Origin of the sequence: Calothrix sp. NIES-2100, from assembly GCF_963875285.1 — a bacterium.
GTDB lineage: Bacteria > Cyanobacteriota > Cyanobacteriia > Cyanobacteriales > Nostocaceae > Aulosira.
The window spans coordinates 875,939-895,241 of record NZ_CAWNLA010000001.1 but is presented as its reverse complement, the minus strand read 5'-3'; the positions used below and the strand labels follow the sequence as shown (position 1 = coordinate 895,241).

Here is a 19,303-nt window from a genome sequence, read left to right as displayed (position 1 = left end):
AACGTTGACAAAGGGTGCAGTTCGTGAAAAAGAAAACCTAGGTATTTTGTTGTTCCTTATCACGAAACCTGCACTTATTGTTCCCCTCAGGTGGTTCACAATTAACTACAAATTGCTAATCTTCGATAAAGAAATTTTGGCGATCGCTAATTTTTATTTCGCCGTTGTGAGTCTTCCCACGCAGGTTGAAAACCTCGCCGCATGAGAAAGTCTTCTTGGATTTGTTGCCTCTGGCGATCTAGATCAGTATCCACAGATCCTTGGGAGATGGTTTCTAGTTGTAATTTTTCTAGCTGTGCTAATGCTGACAAGGGCTGATCAAGAACCGTACTCAAACCAGCTAAAGCGCGTCTAGTCTCTTTGTCATCCGGCTTTTGTCCCAACACTTGATTGTAAAGTTCTTGTGCTGATTCAAAGCGGCGTTGTTCAAACTGAATTCCTCCCAAGGCAGCCAGGGCATCTATGTTATCTGGTTGTTGTGCCAGAATCTTTTCATAAGCAGCGCTGGCTAGTTCCAAGTTACCAGCAGCACGAGCTAAATCTGCTTGTAACTGATATGAGTCTGGGCTATTAGCCAAACGAACAATCAACTGTTTTACCCTTGCTTGCGCTTGGGCAGGATTGCGTTGGGCGATCGCTTGCACCAACCGTAGTTGCAATGGGAGGTAACTGGGATCAATTTGCAACAGGTAATTATATAGAACTTCTCGTTGGGGGTCGGCAGGTAGCACGCCCACTAAACTGTATAGTTCGGAAGGCGTATTACTTGCAGGTTGTGTTGCTAACCAATTATTCAGAACGGCTTCTGCTTCTGGTTGCGAAATCCGTTTGGCTTGATAGGCAATACTGGTGCGTCCTAGTTGAGTCGGTAAATCTTGGGGATTGCGGGCTAGCAGTTGGTCATACACTGCTACAGCTTCATCAAGATTTTTTTGTTGCAACCGCACACCAGCCAGTCCCCGCAAAGCGCCATCAATAATATCACTACTATCGGGACGGCTAGCTAGTACAGCTTGGTAACGTCGGGCACTGGCTTCTAAATTACCCTCCCGGCGCTCAATTTCTGCTGCGAGTAATTGCGGGGCTAGATCCTGGGAATTTTTATTGCTAGCGGTGTAAGCTGCTAAGGCTTGCCTTGCACCATTGAGGTCGTTTTGCTGGATGTACATCTGAGCTAGACGGAAATTCAAAAACGGTGCGTTCACTCCTGCTTGCAAAATATTTTGGTACACAGATAGAAATTCTGGATCGGGAGTATTGATATTTACTAGGGCGTTAGCTAGTTGTTGTAGCTGCACGCGGTCTGTGGGCAGAGGTTGCAATACAGCCGCTAAACGTTGTCTTAAGTCATTTTTACCCACCATTCCCAGTTGAGATTCTAAGGCTAATTGCTGTACTAGCAGACCGCGATCGCCGGGAAACTGTAAAGCTACCTGTCGATAAAGTTTTAGGGCTGTTTGCCGTCCTTGGGGAAATCCACTAAAGACATCCGCAACTTCTCGCAGCAGCGTGGGGGAAGGGTTGGGAGTATTGTTTAGTGCCTGACTATAGAGATTGATAACTTGCTGTGTCAGGGTAGGGTTATTGATCCGTTTGCGAATTTCATTGAGCGATCGCGCTAAGGGTAAAACCGCATCTGCTCTACCTTGTAATGGATCTAATACTGCTAAGGCTTGTGCTTGCTGTTGATTGCTAAGGTAGGCAATAGCTAGTTCCTTACGAGTCTCTATGGCTAATGCATCAAGGCTACTTGAGCGCTTTAACTGGGCTTCTAAAACCTGTACCGCTCCTAAAGTGTCACCTGTTTCTCGTAAGGTGCGACCGTAAGCTACAGCTGCATAGCCAACAATTGGTTTTCCAGTGGTTTGGTAGCGGTTAAACAACTCCAATGCTTTGGGAAAATCGCCAGTGTAGCTATAAGTTTGAGCAGCACCAATGACGACATCTGGAGTTGGGTTATTTGCTAGTACAAGTTGGTAGTCTGCTAGCGACTCAATAAATTTTCCTTGGTAAGAGTAGAGTAGCGCACGGTAACCGAGAGCTTCTAGATCGTTGGGATTTGATTTCAGGAAAGTTGTCAAAGCTGTAATTCCCTGTGCTTGCCACTCAGGACGATAAGTACCCAGCAACCCAATCGTCTTTAAAGCTAGTTGGTTATTGGAATCTATTGCTACTACCTGTTGATAGGCATTCCAGGCTTCGGAAATGCGTCCAGCGCGGCGATAGGCGATCGCTAATCCTAACCTTGCTTGTAACGATGATGGTTGACCCTTGAGTGCTTGTTGGAAAGTAGTGATGGCATCATTTACCAACCCCTGATTTAACAAGGTAAAACCCTTTTTTACCGCCGGTGGTAAATTCTGTGCTTGGACAGGGGCAATGCTGCCTAAAGGTGGCACAGTTACTAAATAAGTAGAAAGGGACAACGAAAAAGTCAAAAGAGAAAGATATTCAATGACTTTACCTTTTGCCTTTAGGCTTTTGCCTTGTTTATTTAGACTCATCGAGCATTTCTCCCTCTTGGAGTCACATCAAACTCGGATTTTACTCTCACACCAAAAACTGTATCCGAGAAATCTTCTCGTTCTTGAAGTGTAAAACCTACTCGCAGATTGGGAACAAGTTGAAAATCGTAGTAAAGTTCCAACACATCCGGTCTATTTCCACTACGTAAGCCATCGTTCGATAAAGCACGCCCATAAGCTATTCCTAAGCGATCGTCTCGGGTAAATAGATCCACGAAGGTGGCTCCCAAGGAGTAAGTATTTGCACCCTCTCCTAGGTCGCGGTTTTCATAGCGACCGTAGCGCGCAAACAGTCCTAATTTCAAATTAGGAATAAACACTTCGGCATTCACACCATATGCTTCTTCGCGATCGCTTTTGATCGGCCCAAATTCATTATTTCCCCTAGCAATGCTATAGCTTTCCGCAAAGCTATCGCGAACACCACCATCGCGATCGGAAGCATAAGTACCACGAATAATCGCATTCCCATAACGAACGGCAACTTCTCCCGCAAATCCATCTAAGGAAAAGTCACTGATTTTGTCTGATGAGGAAAAAACTGCGGCTTTGGCTTCAATATTGTCGGTTACACTCCAGTTAACTAACAAACCAGGACGAGAAGAAATCCCGGTGGCTGATAATGCTGGGTTTGTTTGAAATACAGGGTTAAAAAATTGGCTAGCCCCGTCTTTAGCAAAGCTATTCCGGTCAAAATAAGAGGTTAAATCTATCTGACCAACCACAAATCGCAGATTAGGTACGCCGGCGATCGAAGTGGCTAAATAAAGCTCGTTGATGTTCAAACCTTCTCGTCTAGAGTCATCAAAGGTGCTACCTTCACTAGTTAAGTCTAGAGTTGCCCCAAATAAGGCTTGAGGAGAAATTGGATAAACGCCTGTGACTCTTGCCCGAGCTGAAGTATCACCTCCTTGAGTGACATATACGCCTTGTAATTGTAAAAAGGGTTCTTTTAAAGCACGACTAGTTAACTGTGGTTGCTGTTGAGAGGCGATTGTTTTTGGTTGTGTTGGCGTAACAGAAGTTGGGGTAGTTAGTAGTTGATTAAAAGTTGGGTTTGGTGGGGTGGAGAGGTTAGATTGTGGTGTGGTGGTGGTGTTTGGAAGTGGCGGTAATGGAGCTGCTTGTGAGTTAAGTAGTTGATTAAAAGTCGGTGATGTAGGTGCAGCGAATTCTTGAGCGACAACCTGGCCAGGAAGTGGCGGTAGTTGTTGCTGTGGATTTTCTCCCTGTCTGGTCAATCCCAAACCGAAGTCAGAAGTATCCCCACCTACTGCCGTCTGCACTACGGTTTTTGGCTTTGTCACCTGGGGTTTAGCAGAACTTCTTCTTCCCCTCACCTGCTGTTGAATAAAGCCACTCTCCTGTTGTTGGAGATTAATTACTGGTTGTTGCACAGTTTTTGGTAAGGGATTGGCGATTGGTGCGTAGGCGTAGCCTGCCTTTGGCATCGCTATACCATCTGCTGTCGGTGGGGGAGGCACTGTCTGCAATCCAACTACTGCTTGAGAAGCAGGTACAGACGATGGCGGTACTGGTAACAAGTTTGTATTACCTGCTTGCAGATCGTTTGCTTCTGGTTGAATCGGGTTTACTTGAGCTAAAGATGCTTCACTTCCAGCCAGTACCCAAAACATTGAGACGGCAACATTACTCAGCAGTAAATGCACCTTCTGGGGGTGTTTTGAAAAAGTAAGTCTTAGACAATCGAATACTTTTTGGCTCATGAGCCTAGTTGAATTTACTAGTAAGTTTTTACTTTATTGGATGTTGCCACTTTAGCAAATAATCTGAGTATTAACATCCATTAAGACAAATTTTGTACTTGCGAAAAAAACTTTGTTAAAAGTTGATAAACCTTGCATTTATTGCAGTTAAATTGGGCAAAATAAAGAAAAACCTCGGCTCAAACCGAATCGAAACCTAAAAATACCCGATTAATCCATGAAAAAGCTTAATTTGCAGGCTATTTGTCACAAAAAAACCAATTTATTTGCTGCTTCTCCCTTGGTATTTGCCTGTCTCATGCTGTTATTTAGCAATTACGGTTGCGTTCAAAAAGCACCAGTAGAAACCCAACTAGAAATTCAAAATGTTCAATCATCAGAAAGTGATATATTATACAAAATTACTGGAAGTACAAATTTGCCTGAGTCCAGTCGCATTACTGTGTCAGCAGTCCGCTATTTACGTCCTACAGCAGGACAACCAGGAGTATTGCTGAACTCTAATACCAGTAATAAACTTTCAATTCTCGCTCGCCAAGTTGTACAAGTGAAACAAGGAAAGTGGCAAGCCGATCTGAATTTGTGGCAAGTTGCGCCTGATGGTAGTTTTGAGGAAGTTTGGCAAGCCAATCAAACACAAATGAAACTGATGCCTGAAAGTGGCGTGACATTTATCGCTACTTTCGATCCCGCCGGTCAATGGGAACAGTCAGATAATCTTAAGTCGGAGGAAAAGCTAAAGCTAGAAAATCAGGAGCTTGAAGGTAAGTTAGTACGCTTTACTAACGAAGGCGAAAAGTATGCACAAGCAAGTCAAACTTTATTAATCTCTCCACCTACAGCTAAAACAACGCCACCTCTTCCACAAGCAGAAGATCTCAATGGCGGTTGGGGAAACCGATATCAAATTCTGCCGGAACCAAAAATCACTACAACGACATTAATACCACCAGCTAAATCTAGACAGACTAATGCTTCTTTGCTTCCGTCTGAGTTTATGCGTTAAAAGAAAATCTTGAGCGTAGCCCCACCTAAATATAAGGTGGGGTGTGTTTAAGCTGATACGCGCCTAGATCAAATTGTCACTAAAACTGTTTGCTGCTGGAAATATCATAGTAGACCTGAAATTTATCTGGAGCTTTTGGCGTAGTATTTGTGGGTTGAGGGATTACTTGCAAATTGTTCTGCATTTTTTGCATCTGCAACATCATCTCTCTAAGTTGTTTTTGTAAATCTTCAAAATCAGATGGTGTGATTGTGGTTTGATTCACTTGATTTGGTGCAATAGATTCTTCTTTATTGTTTGTGTTGGTTTGAGCATAGCTAAGGAAAGTTTGGGCAGATGCGAATTTAGCAGTAGCTGCAACAGTTCTGAGAGTTTTATTTGTCTTCTGTTGATCTACAACATGGGGCACCGCATGAACTGGCTGTTCATATACTACTGGTGGAGTTTGCACTACAACAGGTTGGGATAAGCTTGTAGGTAAGGTGTTGGAAAGGAAAGCGTTATCTAAAGGTACATCATCATCCAAAAAAGCCTTCAATCCAGTGACTTGCAGGCGAGACTCTGACTGTTTGAGTTCCTTCAGTAAAGCTTCTTTTTCCTGTAAGTGTTGCTCTAGATGAGATAATTCTTGCTGATATTTTGCTGATTTTCGAGAAGAGTGTCTCCATCCACACAAGGCGGCTGCTGATATCCCGGCACCGACACTAATTGTGGTGGATAATATGACGTAAGGAATAGCAACATCTCTCAGCTTGCCGTAAAAAATAGGTTCTTCTTGAAATTTAATAGCGATTTGCTTTTCCCCTAATGTTGCTAGAGGAAACGACATCAATGAAAATACACCACAAGAAGCGATAATAGGTGGAAGAAAAAATTTTTGCAATGCAGATAGAGACATATTTATAACTTGGGTTGTTTGTCCAATAAAACACGAGGTAGATTGCAGCATGTTTATTATCGCTGGTGAAATCTATCTTTGATAGCTCTCAGCGATTAGTGAATTTTTATTACTGCATTAATATCCAAATTATTCTCTTAATGTCTTATATGCAATATGAGAGTCATGAAGAACTCGGATAAGTAATTAAATTTTTCGTAAATTTAACAACTGATAACACTTGTATAAAAATAACTCACTACATACAGAGAAAACTTGAAAAAGCTTGATATATATAGATTTTAAGGATTTTTAAATGATACTATTATGACAGGATAAGGAACATTATATGCTAAAGATAACTCGATAAAAGCTAGTATAACTACGTGTAATTCGTAATTCGTAATTACCTTGTTAGCAGGGTTTCAGACATGGTCAAAGGGTGGTTTATTTACGCTGTAAGGTAATCAAAAAAATGCGACAGTTTCCGAGAAATAAAAAAAAGAGATTGCGATTTTGGCAAGGATTTATTTTATTTTTTTTGGCTTTAGTGGTGTGCTTGCTAGGGAATGTGACACAATTGCCTGCCCATAGCCCTATAAATGTGGCTAATGCGGCGATGCCTACGGCGGCAAGCTATGCAGTACAGCTACCGCTGTCAACCTTGGGTGCAAAAATTGTCGATGCCCGAGGCCAGGTTGTGCTATTGCGAGGTGTGAACTGGTTTGGCATGGAAACAGAGACACATGTGCCTCATGGGTTGTGGCAGCGAGATTATAAAGAGATGCTTGCCCAGATCAGGATGCTAGGATATAACCTGATTCGGTTGCCTTATTCTGTGGCGGCATTGAGATCATCTGATATCAGTCAAGTTAACTTTACTATTGGTAGCAATATAGAACTTCAAGGTAAAACTCCTTTAGAAGTGATGGATTTAATTGTTCAGGAAGCCCAAAAGCAAGGATTACTGATCCTTCTCGATAGCCATCGCCTCAATGATCAACGAATTCCCGAACTTTGGTACGGAGACGGTTTTACAGAAGCAGACTGGATTGATACTTGGAAACTGTTAGCGGAAAGATACAAAAATCAAGCTAACGTCATTGGTGCAGACTTAAAAAATGAACCGCATGGACAAGCAAGTTGGGGTACTAACGATTTAGCTACCGACTGGCGACTAGCAGCAGAACGTGCAGGTAATGCTATTCTCAGTGTCAACCCTAACTGGCTAATTATTGTTGAAGGTGTAGAAAAAAATGTCCCTGGTCAACAACTGAAGCAGCATTGGCACGGTGGTAATCTAGAAGGTGTCAAGCGCTATCCTGTACGCTTATCGCGTCGCCGTAAGCTAGTCTATTCTCCCCATGAATACGGCGCGGGAGTGTTCAATCAACCTTATTTCTCAGAACCTAGCTTTCCCAAAAATCTCATTCCTCGCTGGCAAATTGGCTTTAACTATATTTCTAGTCAAAATCTTGCGCCGATTTTGATTGGCGAGTTTGGGGGACGACAAGTAGACAATATTTCCCCAGAGGGTATTTGGCAAAATGAATTTGTGAAATATATCCAGAAGAATAACTTAAGCTTCGCCTACTGGAGTTGGAATCCTAATAGTGGTGATACAGGCGGTATCTTGCTAGATGACTGGCAAAATTACGATCGCAACAAGCAGCAATTATTATCTCAACTGCTGCCATCGATGGAAGTTACTCAACCAAATGTCTCATCTTCTCCCAGTCCTTCTATCGCCCCAACTCCTTTATTGCCATCGACGAAAGTTACTCCACAGGATGTCTCCTCATCTCCCAGTTCCGCGATCGCCGCAACTTCTTCATCTACAGCCCAGCTGCAAGTAACGACTAACATTTATGCTAATTGGGAAACGGGACTTTGCACCAACCTGAAAATTATCAATTCAGGCAATACTAAGGTGAATAACTGGCAACTCACATTTCATCTGAATCAAGCTAGGATTAATAACTCTTGGAATGCTAATTTTCAACAGCAAGGCGCAACACAATATCTTGTGACTCCTTTGGATTGGGGAAGGGTAATTGAGCCAAATCAATCGCGGGATATTGGTTTTTGCGCTCATAAGTTGGGTGCAGATTACCAGATGCGGGAGATAGAAGTGAAAATTCCCAAATAAAAATTCTGTGTTGATACTGATATTCAGTATCCGATAATTTTTTTATAGCTATCATCAGTTATTGCGGCATTTCCGGGTATTTCATATTGATAAGTAGCTCAACTTAATTCAACATAAAATGTCATTACGAGCGGAACGGAGTGTAGCGAAGTAATAGCGAATAATCTATTTTACGCTTTTTAAAGTTGACCTACTTATCAATTTAAGGTTGATACCATTGACTTCAAGTTAACCATTCAGATAAAGGTATGTGTGCATCTTCGGGATTATTAGCAATGGAACCGGTTTTCTAAAATATCTATTGGTGGCAAGTAATATTAATGTTGGGTTTGGCTTAGCTCAAGCCATTCGTATGATATAACCTTTTGTTGAAGCGCGGAGAATGCTCACATACCTAAGTGCAAAATATAACCATCACCATGAGCAGCTTGTTTCGCATATTCTGATAGCTTTTGCAAGTTTTCTACTAAGAAATCGCGGTTTAAACTGACTTTTATAAACTCAAGAGGATATTTAGCTCTCCCCTCATGATCGCATACAACTCCAGTTGTTATTTCAAATACTTCTGGGGCTTGGGAAAATAAATCTTTCCAAGCACAAATGACTCCATAAAATGTTTTAGCACCTTTTTCATCGATAATATTAGTCCCATATTCGTCTAATCCATAAGATTCTCTTTTATAAGGAAATGAAACTTGAATAGACTGTACCCATTGAGATGAATCACGAAGATAACGCATCACATCATCATGCAATACTGCATCTGGTTCCATCTGATTGAACTGAGAAAAACTTGAATACTTGATTTTCCCTTCAACAAAAAAGAAATTGTGTTTCATTTTATATTGTTCCTGAGATTATTGCCAAATGACATTTACCCCAAAGACTTACCTGCACTGCCTCTTGATGTTTTTTAATACGTCGAACTCACGTCACGTTAATCATTGCGCATTTATGCAACAGCAAAAAAGGCAAAAGAAAATCTTCTTTTGCCTTGATTAACTATTACCTTTGATGTTTATTCATCGAAATCGTCATCGTCATCGTCTTCGTAGTCGTCTTCTTCCTCTTCGTCTTCTACAAGATCGGTGATTTCATCAGCTATCAAATCATCGTCATCTAGAATAGAGCGTTCTGCACGTCTACTGCCAAATGTATGTTCGGTAAGAGAAGGCGCATCTAAATTGTAGGTGCGAGCTGTGCGGTCATCTAGCACCATGTCTAACGGATCATCGACTTCATCTAAGACGCTAGTACTTTCCAGTGCTGCGTAGTCATCAATTGCTCCTGTTTCTTCATAGGCATTGTACCCAGTTCCAGCAGGAATCAATCGTCCGATAATCACGTTTTCTTTTAACCCCCGCAGCCAGTCAGATTTACCTTCAATGGCGGCTTCGGTTAATACTCTGGTGGTTTCTTGGAATGAAGCAGCAGAAATAAAGCTGTCGGTGTTTAAGGATGCTTTAGTTATCCCTAATAATACGGGGGTATACTGTGCCCTAGCACCGCCAGTAATTGCCATTGCTTCGTTCACCTGCTCAACTTGGCGCAGTTCGACCAATTCACCGGGAAGCATGGTGGTGTCGCCACCATCATCAATCCGGACTTTATTGGTCATCTGGCGAACAATCACTTCGATGTGTTTGTCGGCAATATCAATACCTTGGGACTGATACACCAACTGTACTTCGTTCACCAGGAATGTTTGCACTTTTTGTAAAGCATGGCTAGCACAAGCATAGACTCCATCTTCGGAACCTAAGCTAAAGAAGACTTCCAAAATTTCGTGGGGGTTGCAAGGGCCATCGCTGAGGGGTTGTCCCGCCACTACATGGACACCATCTGTTACCACTAAGTTTTGTCCAGGACCGAGGGAATAATCGGTAACTACTCCATTGGGTTCTACTACTTTAACTGCGATCGCTTCATCGCCGTCGCCGTAAACTACCTTCACTTCCCCAGCCCGACGACACAAGATACAAGCTTCTTTGGGTTTACGGGCTTCTAGTAGTTCCTCAATCCGGGGCAAACCTTGAATAATGTCCCCTGTTTTGGCACGTTCAAATACCAGCAACACCAAGTTATCACCACGCTGTACCAAATCGCCATCTTCGATCTGCAATACAGCGCCAGGGCTGACTCGATAGGGACGACCAATACGGATAGAGACTGAATATTTTTGAGTACTAAGTGCTGAATCCTGAGTTGTCGCCGTAGCCGCAGCATTTTTGATGTCTACAACTTGCCCAGATTCTTCACTGAAGACTCCGGGAGCAATTTCTGTTCCGGCTACCACCAAATCACCCACTTTCACTTTTGCTTGGGCGCTAGTATTAATAGTCATAGTGTCACTAGGACGCAATACTAAACAGCGACGTACATTTTCTGTACCTTTCTGTACGCCTCTGACAATACCCCCTTCTTTACACAAGATTTGGGTACGGGCGACTACTGCACCTGGGGCGATGGTTAATCCGTCAATAACTTCTAGTGAAGTCTGAGTACTACCTTGGGTAGCATCAGCAGCGATGTCTCGACGAATTACCAAGGACTCCAAAATTACTAGCTGCAAGCGCTGAACTTCTGCATTGTCGGGATCGGTTACTAATTCAATATCGGCGGCTAGGGGAGAAGCATTGTGGTCTTGTTCGCCTTCTTGCTCGATTTCCAATACTAGTTGGGTACGCAGTAGTTCTACACCTTCCACAGACTTGACACGTTCGGAATCTTTGTAAGGTAGTCTTTGTACTGCCCGTAACTGAATTGAACGCCCAGTTTGTTGACTAACAGATGTGGTGGAAGGTACATCAGGGTTGCTGGGGACGGCAAACTCCACTACGGGACGACTCAATAAAGCTGGCCCTTCTGGAGATTCTACATACTGGATGTAGCGCAATTCGGTGGCAACTGTGCCTTGGAATTCCTCTCCTGGATTAATGAAGGTGTTGTCTCGTCCGATGACTGCTTCTGGATCGTCTACCATTAGCAGTTCACCTGGCTTAATTACAACTTCCCGCAAGATGTCGTTTTTCTGGGTGACTTCCACCACACCACTGTTTTGGCAGAAGATATCTTTAACTACTTCGGTGCCGGCTTCGACAAATTGTCCGTCTTCTACCAACAGTAAGGAAATGTCTTTGTTGACTTCGTGGGTTTCTTCGGGAATCCACAGCAGAGTGCCTCCCTGTACCACTTCGTAACCTAGCTTCGCCTTACCTTTTTTCTGAACTTCTACACCAGCGAATTTCAGGAAGCCCCCGGTGGTGGTGCGATAGCGGTCATCAATTAATTCGGCTACCACTTGACCATTTTGCACTTTTGTGCCTGGGGTGGCTCTGAGGTTAAATACTTGGTTGTTACCAGTAGAGACTAGGTAGCTGTTGCGACCTTGGGAGCTTTGAACGGTGACAGTAGCTTGGTCTAAGACTACAGAAGCGGTGATAATTTCAATTTCCCTGGTACTCTTGCCGGGAGTAGCTTCTGGTAAGCGGACTGTACCACCGTGTAAGGTTGTTAATTTGGTTTCTGCGAGTACACCATTGGAGGCGATCGCATCCCCATTTTTCACAACCAATTCTGCACCAGGTGGCAAGTTATAAACTTCCCCAGATAAAATCCAAATCAAACCACCTCTGGCGGCTGTGGTAGTGGTATTGCCTTGGCGGTCTGTTTTTTGTTCGGGTACAACTTCGGCAAATTGTACTTCCCCTGCTAAGTCGGTGGCGACATCTTTTACCGCTTTTTCAGTGTTAGCACGGGTTGTTCGTCCACCGAGGGCAACTTCTGCGAGTAATTGCCCGGTTTTTACCTGCTGTCCATCGGTGATGTATAATGTAGAACCTTGAGTTACATGAATCTCTTGGTGAACTCCAGTTTCAGAACCTTCTTTTTTCGGTTCCAAAACGATTACGCCGTTGGCTTCTACAAATAATGCATCTTCACCGTGACGGGTACGATATGGTCTGGTGCGTAATTTCCGTGGCAGACGGATAGTACCATTTGTTTTGGAACGCACTTGCTGTGCGACTTCCCCGGTAAATACACCACCTGTGTGGAATGTCCGCATGGTTAGCTGGGTTCCGGGTTCACCGATACTTTGAGCGGCGATAATGCCGACGGCTTCGCCCAAATCTACCATTTTGGCGTGGGCTAAACTCCAGCCGTAGCAGTGTTGACATACTGAACGTGCAGCTTCACAAGTCAGAGGCGATCGCGTGAAGACTTCAGTCACCCCAGATTTTTGAATTTTCGCCGCCAATTCATCTGATACTGGGGTATTGCGTGGCGCTATCACTTCTTTTGTTGTGGGATCAACCACATCTGCCGCTATTACCCGTCCATGTAAGCGTGTAGCTAGAGGAATTTTCGTTTTCCCGCCTTCTACCATTGCCCGGATGGGAATGCCTCTGGTAGTACCGCAATCAAATTCCCGAATAATTACATCCTGGGATACGTCCACTAGACGACGGGTGAGATAACCAGAGTCAGCCGTCCGCAAGGCTGTATCTACCAAGCCTTTGCGGGCACCGTAAGACGAAATAATGTATTCGGTGACTGTGAGTCCTTCGCGGAAGTTTGTTTTAATTGGTAAGTCAATAATTTCCCCTTGGGGATCTGCCATCAATCCCCGCATTCCTACCAACTGCCGGACTTGGGAGATGTTACCCCGTGCGCCGGAGAATGCCATCATGTACACGGAGTTGAGGGGATTGGTCTTTTTAAAGTGAACGACTACTTCGTCTTTCAGGGCTTCACTGGTACCATTCCAGGTATCAATTACTTTTTGGAAGCGTTCTACTTCCGTAATTTCCCCCCGTTGGTAACGGGCTTCCGTAGCGCGAATTTCTTCTTCTGCTGCTTCGAGAAGCGCTCGCTTGGAAGGTGGCACCATCAAATCATCCACACTGATGGACACCCCAGCTTTGGTGGCATAGCGAAATCCCAAGTCTTTCAATTTATCCGCCAGAACTGCGGTACGTGCTGTACCGTAATTTATAAAAGACCAAGAAATTAAATTCTTAAGTTGGCCTTTATCAACTACGCGATTGCGAAAAATCGTGTTTTCATTAGTCATTAGTGATTCATCCCCAAGTTAGCTTGCCAGTGCTTCCAGAATTGCATTGTTGTAAATAACGCGGCCTGGTGTCGTGCGGACATACTGAGACAGCAAATTCCCTTTAGCGTCTTGTCTGACTCGACGGTATTTATAGAGCAAAGTCCGGGTACCATCGGTATTTTCTGTCACTTCCAGCGGTTCTGTATCTGGTTGCTCTGATTCTACTTCCCCGTCAAAACGCACGTAGATATAGGCGTGCAAGTCAATTTGCTCTTGCTGGAAAGCCATAATGACATCTTCAAGAGAAGCAAAATACCGTCCTGCCCCTTTGGTTGCCCCAGGGTTTTCTGCGGTTAAATAATATGCTCCCAACACCATGTCTTGGCTGGGCGTGATAATTGGCTTACCCGTAGCTGGCGACAATATATTGTTAGAAGCCAGCATTAATAACCGGGCTTCTGCTTGACTTTCTAACGATAGGGGAACGTGTACCGCCATTTGGTCGCCGTCAAAGTCAGCGTTAAATGCTGGACAGACTAAGGGATGGAGTTGAATGGCTCTACCTTCCACCAAAATTGGCTCAAATGCCTGAATCCCTAGACGGTGCAGTGTTGGTGCCCGGTTCAGCAGTACTGGGTGTCCTTCAATCACTTCTTCCAGTACATCCCACACACTCGGATCGTTGCGAGAGATGAGTTTTTTCGCGGCTTTGATGTTGTTGACCATACCGCTGCGAATCAAGCGATTGATCACAAAGGGCTGAAATAGCTCAATTGCCATTTCTCTAGGCAAACCGCACTGGTGGATATTTAATTTTGGCCCCACCACAATTACAGAACGACCAGAGTAGTCAACTCGTTTACCTAACAAGTTTTGCCGGAAGCGTCCTTGCTTACCTTCAATAATGTCGGATAAAGATTTCAAAGGACGGTTATTGGCCCCGACTACGGTGCGTCCCCGCCGTCCGTTGTCAATCAAAGCGTCTACTGCTTCTTGCAACATCCGCTTTTCGTTGCGCACAATAATTTCTGGTGCCAAAATTTCTTGTAGGCGTGCCAGACGATTATTGCGGTTAATTACCCGCCGATACAAATCATTCAAATCGCTGGTGGCAAATCGACCACCATCGAGCTGCACCATTGGGCGTAAGTCTGGGGGAATCACAGGAATAACTGCCATTACCATCCACTCTGGTTTGGAACCGGTGGCGATGAAGTTGTCAATCACCCGTAGGCGTTTAATTAACTTTGCCCGCTTTTGTCCTTTGGCAGTGCCAATTTCTTCGCGCAGGCTTTCGGCTTCTTGTTCTAAATTAATATCAGCGAGCAAGTGCAACAGTGCTTCAGCACCAATACCTACTTCTACGCCCTGTAACTGGGAATCTTCACTATAAATTTGGTCTTCAATTTCCAGCCATTGGTCTTCACTGAGTAGCTGTTTGTAGGTTAAGGTTTCGGCATTGCCTGGGCTAAGAACAACATAAGAGTTGAAATAGACGATTTGTTCTACATCTCGCAAGGGCATATCTAGCAGAATGGAAATATAGCTAGGAATCCCTTTGAGATACCAGACGTGAGCTACGGGGGCGGCCAGCTTGATATATCCCATGCGGTGCCGCCGCACCCTTGACTCAGTGACTTCCACACCACAGCGTTCGCAAACTATACCTCTGTGGCGCACTCTTTTATATTTGCCGCAATGACATTCCCAATCTTTTGCTGGGCCAAAGATGCGTTCGCAGAATAAGCCGTCCATCTCCGGCTTGAGAGTGCGGTAGTTAATTGTCTCTGGCTTGGTGACTTCACCGACAACTTGACCATTAGGCAAGGTGCGTTCGCCCCATTGCCGAATGCGTTCTGGTGATGCCAAGCCGATTTTTACGTAGTCAAACTGATTGGTTTGGGCGTTTCTCATACAAAAAGATGAAGTATGAAGGATAAATTATTCAATTTAAGATTAAACATTGCGGATGGAATCTTGAGGATGAGGGCTGAAGGTTTATTTCATCCTTCAGCCTTTATCTTTCATCCTTTCTTATTCGTCGTCTTCCAGTGATTCACGGGAAAGAGATTCATAAGTGGGTCTAGGTGGTGTGCGACGGGCTGATTGGTCTGCCATTAAATCGACTTCCACATCTAAGGAACTGCCATCTGCTTGAGTTTCAACTTTGTGGACGGCAATATCTAAGCCTAAGGATTGCAGTTCTCGCATCAACACCTTAAAGGATTCTGGCGTTCCTGGTCTAGGAATTGCTTTACCTTTCACAATGGCGTTGAGGGCTTCATTCCGTCCTTGCATATCGTCAGATTTTACTGTCAGTAATTCCTGCAAGGTGTAAGCTGCACCAAAGGCTTCCAATGCCCATACTTCCATTTCCCCGAAGCGCTGACCACCTTGTTGCGCTTTACCACCCAAGGGTTGCTGGGTAACCAAGGAGTAGGGGCCTGTTGACCGGGCGTGAATTTTGTCATCCACCAAATGCACCAGTTTCAACATGTAAGCCACACCCACAGTTACAGGACGGTCAAAGGGTTCACCTGTGCGTCCGTCAAATACCATGATTTTGCCGGGGTCATCGGGGTTGTATAACCAATTCTTGCCGGTTTCATCGCGTGATTCTTGCAATTTGCCATGCACAATCCGGCGAGATGACTCTTCCCCATACATTTCGTCAAACGGAGTAATCTTAAACCGCACGCCCAAGTTATGACCTGCCCATCCCAATAAACACTCAAATACCTGTCCCACATTCATCCGGCTGGGTACACCCAAGGGGTTGAGAACGATATCTACTGGTGAACCATCTGGTAAGTAGGGCATATCTTCCAGGGGCAAGATCCGGGAAATAATTCCTTTGTTACCGTGCCGTCCCGCCATTTTGTCGCCGACTTGGATTTTCCGTTTTTGGGCTACATACACCCGGACTACCATATTGGCTCCTGGTGGTAGCTCATCCCCTTGCTCCCGGGTAAATAAACGCACGTCCACGACGCGCCCTTTTTCACCGTTGGGAACCCGCAGGGAGTTATCCCGCACATCCCGCGCTTTTTCACCGAAAATCGCCCGCAGTAGTTTTTCTTCTGGGGGTTGGTCAGATTCACCTTTGGGTGTAACTTTTCCTACTAAGATATCCCCGGCTTCTACCCAAGCGCCAATGCGGATGATTCCCTGTTCATCTAGTTGACGCAAAGCATCTTCCCCGACGTTGGGAATTTCTCGCGTAATTTCTTCAGGGCCCAGCTTCGTCTGACGTGCCTCAATTTCATATTTCTCAATGTGAATTGAGGTGTAAACATCATCCTGGACTAATCTTTCGGAAATTAAAATCGCGTCTTCGTAGTTGTAGCCTTCCCAAGGCATATAGGCGACAACGATATTTTGTCCCAGCGCCAATTCTCCACCTTCTGTGGAGGAGCCATCAGCTAATACCTGACCAGCAACAACACGCTCACCCATACGCACCAAGGGTTTCTGGTTGAGACAGGTGTCTTGGTTGGAGCGCTGATACTTGGAAACGGTGTACTTAAGTTCTGAATTTGAGTTCTTAACTCGGACACGGATTTCTGTGGCATCAACATAAACCACATCGCCATCGGTACGGGATACAATCACCATCCCGGAGTCCCTTGCACCTTGGGCTTCTAAGCCTGTGCCCACTAAGGGACGCTCTGGTTTGAGTAAGGGTACTGCTTGCCGTTGCATGTTGGAACCCATAAGTGCCCGGTTAGCGTCGTCATGCTCCAAGAAGGGAATCATACTCGTAGCTACCGATACAATTTGTACGGGTGATACTGCTACGTAGTCCACTTGCTCTGGGGTGGTGGTGGAGAATTCCTGACGATAGCGTACTGGTACTTGGGGACCAATGATCATCCCATTTTCATCAACAGGGATATCACCAGGAGCGACGCGCAAATCGTCTTCTTCATCAGCGGTCATGTAAACTGGCTGTAGGTCAAACCTCACCTTGGCATTTTCCACCGGTCTAAAGGGTGTTTCTAAAAAGCCGTATTGGTTTACTCGCGCATGGGTTGCTAAGGAGCCAATCAATCCCGCGTTGGGGCCTTCTGGGGTTTCAATGGGGCAAATCCGTCCGTAGTGGCTGGGGTGGATATCCCGAACAGCAAACCCAGCTCGTTCTCTGGTTAAACCACCAGGGCCTAGGGCAGAGAGGCGGCGTTTGTGGGTCAGTTCTGCTAGGGGATTGGTTTGATCCATGAACTGACTTAGTTGGCTGGAGCCAAAGAATTCTTTTATTGCGGCTACCAGTGGTTTGGGGTTGACAAGAGAAGCTGGGGTGAGAACTTCAGCATCGGACACGGTCATCCGTTCCCGGATGATTCTCTCTAGGCGGTTCAAACCTACTCGCACTTGGTTTTGCAGCAATTCACCGACACTGCGTACGCGACGATTTCCTAAGTGGTCGATGTCGTCAATGTTACCTATGTCATATTCCAGGTTAATCAGGTAATCTACTGCTGCTAAGATATCTCCAGCAGTCAAGACGCGCATGGTGTCAGGGACGGAAAGCCGTAATTTTTTGTTGAGCTTATAGCGTCCGACACGCCCTAAATCATAACGTTTGGGGTCGAAGAATCGCGAATCTAATAGCTGTTGTCCACCTAATACTGTGGGTGGTTCACCTGGACGCAATTTGCGATATAACTCCATCAGGGCTTCTTCTTCGGAAAATTGCCCTTCTTTTTCGATGGTTTTTTGGAAGTACTCTGGGTGGCGTAAAGCATCAAAGATTTCGTTATCTGATAAACCTAGAGCTTTTAAAAGTACTTGGGCTGAGAGTTTGCGGGTTTTATCAATCCGTACCCACACCAAATCGTTACGGTCTGTTTCAAATTTCAGCCACGCTCCTCGGTTGGGGATGAGACTGGCAGAGTAGGTACGCCGACCGTTTTTATCAATTTCCGATTTGTAATAAACTCCGGGCGATCGCACAATTTGGTTGACGATTACCCGCTCGGCTCCGTTAATAATAAAGGTGCCGCGATCAGTCATCAATGGCAAATCGCCAATAAATACTTCTTGTTCTTTGATATCCCCTGTTTCTTTGTTGAGTAGCCGTGTGGGGACATACATTTGGACAGCGTAGGTACTATCCCGCCTTTTGGCTTCTTCGACACTGTACTTTGGTTCTTTGAGTTTGTAGTTTTGACCTAAAAAGTGCAGTTCTAGTTTGCCAGTGTAGTCTGTGATCGGACTAAAGGAGTTCAGTTCTTCTATTAGCCCTTCTTCTAAAAACCAACGGAAGCTTGAACGCTGGATTTCAATCAAGTCGGGCAATAGAAAGGCGGGTTCCATATATGTTTCTTTTGTCATGCCTCTACCTTTGTCAACCTGGTTAAACTTACCATTGGACACTGCTTTTTGACGGTTCCCACCGCTAGCCAGTGTCCGTAGCTGTTTGGGAACTTCTCCTTATCTCCACCTGCTATGTGCAGATGCGGGCAAACGCAGAAATTAAAGCTGTAAAGTGCTATTTTAACAAGGGGGTAAATATTATAAATGAAGTGACAATTATTACTAATAACCAGCTACTAGCTTGATTGATTAACACTAGATGCTTGAGATAGTCTGGAATTATGTTTGCTTTTGTCACTTCCCCTCCCAAAAGCGCGTTTATTAGCCTCCACAGCTTTATACTGTTGTGTCTTCAACACCCCTCTGTATTTATACTCATGGTGATATCTTCAAAGGAAACAAATTAGCGGCTGCTAAGCGACTTTGATTTAGTATGGCTTTATCTTTTTGGGTTATACTCACAAGGCAATTACGTTTAACAGTTTTCTATAGGTTAAATACGGAAATGGCAGCTTTCTGAGTTAGTCTAGCTCAACTTAAGTTTTTCCGGATTGGCGCTCGCTCGCTTGCATCCGCTTGTAGAGATAGGAGGATAGTCAACCCCTGCACAGAAGGAGCGCAGACAATCATCGGGTGGCTGCTTTCCG

Annotated in this window: 7 protein-coding genes and 1 pseudogene; 2 read left to right on the top strand and 6 right to left on the bottom strand. The window is 44.7% G+C overall.

Translation table 11 applies throughout. From position 1 onward, the window contains the following. Nucleotides 1-146 precede the first annotated feature (146 nt). Nucleotides 147-2,504 carry a tetratricopeptide repeat protein gene (locus tag AACU32_RS03560; RefSeq protein WP_096597931.1) on the bottom strand — a complete coding sequence of 786 codons (2,358 nt, stop codon included), beginning with the start codon at nucleotides 2,502-2,504 and terminating at the stop codon, nucleotides 147-149. Further along, nucleotides 2,501-4,162 carry a carbohydrate porin gene (locus tag AACU32_RS03555; protein WP_339377469.1) on the bottom strand — a complete coding sequence of 554 codons (1,662 nt, stop codon included), beginning with the start codon at nucleotides 4,160-4,162 and terminating at the stop codon, nucleotides 2,501-2,503. The genes AACU32_RS03560 and AACU32_RS03555 overlap by 4 nt, the downstream gene beginning before the upstream one ends. A 307-nt stretch (nucleotides 4,163-4,469) precedes the next feature. Between AACU32_RS03555 and AACU32_RS03550 the strand changes: the two genes are divergently transcribed. Continuing rightward, a complete protein-coding gene (locus AACU32_RS03550; protein WP_339377468.1) occupies nucleotides 4,470-5,258 on the top strand; it encodes a hypothetical protein in 789 nt (262 codons plus the stop codon). 79 nt (nucleotides 5,259-5,337) lie between these two features. On the opposite strand, the gene AACU32_RS03545 is transcribed toward AACU32_RS03550, so the two are convergent. Further along, a complete protein-coding gene (locus AACU32_RS03545) occupies nucleotides 5,338-6,156 on the bottom strand; it encodes a hypothetical protein (RefSeq protein WP_096597927.1) in 819 nt (272 codons plus the stop codon). Between the two features lie 454 nt (nucleotides 6,157-6,610). Here AACU32_RS03545 and AACU32_RS03540 point away from each other — a divergent pair, with 454 nt between their 5' ends. Beyond that, nucleotides 6,611-8,284 (top strand): cellulase family glycosylhydrolase, encoded by a 1,674-nt coding sequence (locus AACU32_RS03540; protein ID WP_096597925.1) that lies wholly within the window; start codon nucleotides 6,611-6,613, stop codon nucleotides 8,282-8,284. A gap of 386 nt (nucleotides 8,285-8,670) precedes the next feature. Here AACU32_RS03540 and AACU32_RS03535 read toward each other — a convergent pair whose 3' ends face one another. The 3 genes and pseudogenes from AACU32_RS03535 to rpoB form a co-directional block, all read right to left on the bottom strand. Further along, complete coding sequence (locus AACU32_RS03535; protein WP_096597923.1) at nucleotides 8,671-9,123, bottom strand: hypothetical protein; 453 nt, start codon at nucleotides 9,121-9,123, stop codon at nucleotides 8,671-8,673. Between the two features lie 179 nt (nucleotides 9,124-9,302). Further along, nucleotides 9,303-15,254, bottom strand: a pseudogene (locus AACU32_RS03530) (DNA-directed RNA polymerase subunit beta''). 120 nt (nucleotides 15,255-15,374) lie between these two features. Continuing rightward, on the bottom strand, nucleotides 15,375-18,674 hold the full coding sequence (gene rpoB, locus AACU32_RS03525) for a DNA-directed RNA polymerase subunit beta (RefSeq protein ID WP_096597917.1): 3,300 nt from the start codon (nucleotides 18,672-18,674) through the stop codon (nucleotides 15,375-15,377). Between the last annotated feature and the right edge of the window lie 629 nt (nucleotides 18,675-19,303).

Coding starts and splice junctions, on each gene's coding strand:
- AACU32_RS03560 (WP_096597931.1), bottom strand. CDS start 2,504: ATGAGTCTAAATAAACAAGGCAAAAGCCTAAAGGCAAAAGGTAAAGTC.
- AACU32_RS03555 (WP_339377469.1), bottom strand. CDS start 4,162: ATGTTTTGGGTACTGGCTGGAAGTGAAGCATCTTTAGCTCAAGTAAAC.
- AACU32_RS03550 (WP_339377468.1), top strand. CDS start 4,470: ATGAAAAAGCTTAATTTGCAGGCTATTTGTCACAAAAAAACCAATTTA.
- AACU32_RS03545 (WP_096597927.1), bottom strand. CDS start 6,156: ATGTCTCTATCTGCATTGCAAAAATTTTTTCTTCCACCTATTATCGCT.
- AACU32_RS03540 (WP_096597925.1), top strand. CDS start 6,611: ATGCGACAGTTTCCGAGAAATAAAAAAAAGAGATTGCGATTTTGGCAA.
- AACU32_RS03535 (WP_096597923.1), bottom strand. CDS start 9,123: ATGAAACACAATTTCTTTTTTGTTGAAGGGAAAATCAAGTATTCAAGT.
- rpoB (WP_096597917.1), bottom strand. CDS start 18,674: ATGACAAAAGAAACATATATGGAACCCGCCTTTCTATTGCCCGACTTG.